Origin of the sequence: Bartonella sp. MR30HLJHH (assembly GCF_042194195.1) — a bacterium.
Lineage (GTDB): Bacteria > Pseudomonadota > Alphaproteobacteria > Rhizobiales > Rhizobiaceae > Bartonella > Bartonella grahamii.
Genome location: NZ_JBHIMO010000053.1, coordinates 1 through 3,343 on the forward strand (window position 1 = coordinate 1; position 3,343 = coordinate 3,343).

Annotated in this window: 5 protein-coding genes; 1 reads left to right on the plus strand and 4 read right to left on the minus strand. The window is 41.5% G+C overall.

The window, feature by feature from the left end; translation table 11 throughout:
- Positions 1–139 precede the first annotated feature (139 nt).
- Both ACFIKR_RS09060 and ACFIKR_RS09065 read right to left on the minus strand, forming a co-directional pair.
- Positions 140–1,468, minus strand: a complete 1,329-nt coding sequence (locus ACFIKR_RS09060; protein ID WP_375659614.1) for a PBSX family phage terminase large subunit — start codon at positions 1,466–1,468, stop codon at positions 140–142.
- The gene (locus ACFIKR_RS09065; protein WP_375655581.1) at positions 1,449–1,781 is read right to left on the minus strand and encodes a hypothetical protein; all 333 of its coding nucleotides are present in this window, start codon (positions 1,779–1,781) and stop codon (positions 1,449–1,451) included. The genes ACFIKR_RS09060 and ACFIKR_RS09065 overlap by 20 nt, the downstream gene beginning before the upstream one ends.
- A 213-nt stretch (positions 1,782–1,994) precedes the next feature.
- Here ACFIKR_RS09065 and ACFIKR_RS09070 point away from each other — a divergent pair, with 213 nt between their 5' ends.
- The gene (locus ACFIKR_RS09070; RefSeq protein ID WP_147269651.1) at positions 1,995–2,528 is read left to right on the plus strand and encodes a hypothetical protein; all 534 of its coding nucleotides are present in this window, start codon (positions 1,995–1,997) and stop codon (positions 2,526–2,528) included.
- Positions 2,529–2,536: 8 nt separating this feature from the next.
- Here ACFIKR_RS09070 and ACFIKR_RS09075 read toward each other — a convergent pair whose 3' ends face one another.
- Positions 2,537–3,061, minus strand: coding sequence for a hypothetical protein (locus tag ACFIKR_RS09075; RefSeq protein WP_375659615.1), 525 nt, complete (start codon positions 3,059–3,061; stop codon positions 2,537–2,539).
- Positions 3,048–3,343, minus strand: a 296-nt coding sequence (locus ACFIKR_RS09080; RefSeq protein ID WP_375659616.1) for a hypothetical protein, incomplete at its 5' end; no start/stop codon positions are given. The genes ACFIKR_RS09075 and ACFIKR_RS09080, both read right to left, overlap by 14 nt.

Consider the following 3,343-nt stretch of genomic DNA (forward strand, 5'->3'; position numbering starts at 1 on the left):
AAATCCTCCCGCGCATGTTCACGCCATTTGTTCACATGCTCCACATCTTCTTTGTACCAGCTCACAAGCTTACGAAACAAACCTTCTTGAGAGAGATCAGATACGTTGCTGTCTTTCTCTAAATGTTCATCATCATGCATCATTCTGCCATCCATGAGGTACTATCATATTCCGTTCTGCCGCTATAAGCTGGTCGCTTTTGTATTTCTTTTGGTGGTTTGTATGAAATGCACATCAGTCCAAAGGCATCTGCCCCATGACTGGACCAATCATGCTCTGCTCCCAAGCCAATATTACGCTTCTCATCCCATTTCTCATGATACCAATTCAGTGCCTTACGTCCTGCTACCGTCGTCTTCTCATTAAACCAAACAGAAGGCAAAACACGGCGGACTGTTTCTATACGTATCTTAACAGCCCCTGCTCCCTGATTAGGGATAACTTTTGTTTGAAAGCCTGCCTGTTTAAGAGCGCTCTCAAAACTCACATTGTGCACACGGTCTCTCGTCGCACCGTCATGGGGGAGAACCATCAGTGCCTTCTCATAACCATTTTGACGTAACCAGCCTATATGCTCTGATAACGGCTGTCCCTGTGCTTCGTAATAATTAAGCACTCTGATCTCTCTACCAACAAATTGCGCTATCCATATCGCTGTGGCATCTGCCTTAGCACCCGTGCCCCCAATATCCCAAAAGGCGCGTATCTGCATCAAGGGGTCACGAGCAACACGCCCTATCCGCCCCTCTTGCTCGGCTGCCAACATTTCCTTTTGATAATAAGCACCTTGAACCGCTGTAAGATAATCCCCTTCCCAGATATGCTTATAGGTCTCTGGACGGTTTCTCAGATCATCCAATCGCGCTTCATTCAAGATCTTGGGAAACTTCGGATTGTCTGACCAGTTGATCTCAACACGCTTAATTGCCTCATTGTCTGAAAAGCGAAACCGCTTCTCAACGGGGGCATTCTCTCGCAACGGGTTCCATGTCACCCATAACTCTGCTCTCCACCCCTCTCCCTCTTCACGCAACGTCGGTATAAGCGTCTGCCAAGCTGTCTCTGTAACGGGCTCTGCCTCATCAACCCAACAAAGCAAAATACGCCCCATGGATTTGATACTGGCAATATTGCGGTCTAGTCCAGAAAACTGAAAGGCTATACGACCATCTATCGACTTAATCGACGACTCCCCAACCTTGTAATAGTCCTTTAAAAAGTCATGCGCTTCAATGGCGCGCTTAATTTCCTCCAATGAACTTTCTGCCAAAGAATTCTGAAACTGCCGTGCACAAAGTATAGTGCCCGATATCCCTTGCATACCAAATTGATAGCCTTTTAAAGCAGCCATCAAGGCAAATGATCTTGTCTTTCCAGACCCTCGTCCACCCCAAGCAGCACGCACCAAAGCCTTATCTGTAAAAATCGGTATAAGCTTTGGAACAATATTAATCTGTCGTGTCGTCATTGACCAAAGGCGCGATTTCTACACGCGTTATCACCTTAATGGCTCCCCCATCTTCACCTGTTACCTGTAAAGGCAACACCTTACCAAGCAACGCTAAATAAGCAGCAGGGCATTCCATAGCCTGCTTTTCCAAATAAGAGATCAAACCATCCTTGCCAATTTTATTCCCAGCATTCTCAGCAGCCTTAACCACTGCTTCTTTTAAAATGCGCGTCATCTTATTCGGAACGCCTTTGACACGCCCTTGACCTGCCTTTGGTGGTATACGCTTTTTAATGGGTTGTGGAGCCTGCTGTGTATTTTCTGATGTCATAAAATACGCCCTCCAGATAATAAAAAACCCCGCATTTGCGGGGATTCCAAACTGCACTGCCTCTCGTCTAGACACAATACGACCAGTGCCGTATTTGTCATTAAATACGATTTGCTACATTTTGTCAACACAAAAATAACACATATTGATAATTTTAAAGGGAATCAGTTAAACAGATAAAGTGCATATTAAGGTAGACATATTAAGGTAGAAATGATGTTTATAAAAAAATCTTTATTTAGAAGCGTATTAATTATCGCACTTTTTACAACCTATCTTATATTCCCTTCAAACGGATACGCTGATGATAATTTAGATGAATTCTGCTGTTCAAAAGAAGTAGTAAGACTAGAGAGAGCACGCAGTGATTATCTGTATAAAAATTACAATTGGTGGGAACAAAGGTGTTACAACGCTCAATGGATACACGATAAATACGTAGAAAAAACTTTGTCACTACCAGCACGACTAGCTAAGCAACATATAAAAACTATAGAGCAATGGCGTCGTCTAGTCATAAACCGAAATAGTGTATCGCGTGCCGTGATAAGCAATATGCAATTCGAAATAGAGCAAATGCAGCATTTAGATAGAGCAAAACGAAATAAGCAACATGAAAAGGTATCACAACTCCTCGATATCATTACCGATGTTCGAAAGACTATTGCTACACAAAAAGAAAAAGTTAAAAGGCTAGATCATGAAATTGAAATAGTAAATGATATGCTTATTTATTTTTATGAATAATTGCATACTTATGAAAAGTACTTATGAAGCACATTAAGAGCAACACGTAATGAATTCACAAGGTGTGGTAGCATTTGATCTTCTATAACGAGATACTGTAACGCTGCATAAAGGTTATATTGTCTATAGAGGCATTGGGCTTCTTTTAGTGCCTCTTGCGTGTTTATAAACTGCTCTGTTGCAAATTCTACCCATTTATCTCTTGCCTTATCATCAGATGATGACGGCATTTCGTCATAAATCGCATTAGGCAAGCCCTTTGCGCAAAGATAATTATTTCTTATCTGTAAATACTGTTGGGCGGCGTCGTATTGCTCTTGTGTTATTACACCTTGCAAACAAAGTCGCCCTATGTAAGACCCAGAAAGTGGATTTTTTGCCTCTTGTAGCGTTAAACCGAAGCGCTTTGCACGCATTTCTATTGCCAATTTATCAACGGCTTCACGTAGTGCTTTTGCACGTGATATACGTCCATTTGGTTCTCTTACCTGCCCTGCTATTTTAGGGCGTCCCCTTTTTTTATTTTTTTTCACAGATAACCTCAGACACCTGTTTAACGTTTTCCCAAATTTCCTTTGAGTTTGACCGTGTCTCTCCACCCAAAAGCACTACAAATAACAGTAACGCTATTGATATACAAATGACTGGTATTTTTTTCCAATCATCATCATCACGTATCATCCACCCGATGATAATGACCATCATTACAATTAGAAAGCCTGCTGATATATTACAGAGTGTCTCAATCTTATTATTATGTTGTAATGATTTTATCTCCTGATCTGTAATAGTATAGTTATAAACTGGCTTAGATT